The sequence below is a fragment of the Pseudarthrobacter sp. AG30 genome (genome assembly GCF_003116525.1).
Lineage (GTDB): Bacteria > Actinomycetota > Actinomycetes > Actinomycetales > Micrococcaceae > Arthrobacter.
Genome location: NZ_QEHL01000045.1, coordinates 729 through 1,024, shown reverse-complemented (window position 1 = coordinate 1,024; position 296 = coordinate 729). Strand labels below are relative to the sequence as shown.

General features: G+C 62.2%; 1 pseudogene. It reads right to left on the bottom strand.

From position 1 onward, the window contains the following. A pseudogene (locus DC347_RS22050) lies at positions 1-296 on the bottom strand (pyruvate dehydrogenase (acetyl-transferring), homodimeric type); the annotation flags it as partial.

Below are 296 nucleotides of genomic sequence, written 5' to 3'. Positions count from 1 at the left end.
CCGAAGAAGTGTTCGCGGACGAAGCCGCCGGATTCGGCTTTGTAGGTCTGGTAGTCGCCGTCGACGGTTTCGTTCATGATTTTCACGAGCGAGCCGTCGGTGTCGCGGGTGAGCAGGTCATCCCATTCCCGGCCCCAGACGACCTTGATGACGTTCCAGCCCGCGCCGCGGAAGAACGCTTCGAGTTCCTGCATGATCTTCCCGTTGCCCCGGACCGGGCCGTCGAGGCGCTGGAGGTTGCAGTTGATCACGAAGTTCAGGTTGTCCAGGTTCTCGTTCGCGGCGAGCTGGAGCAG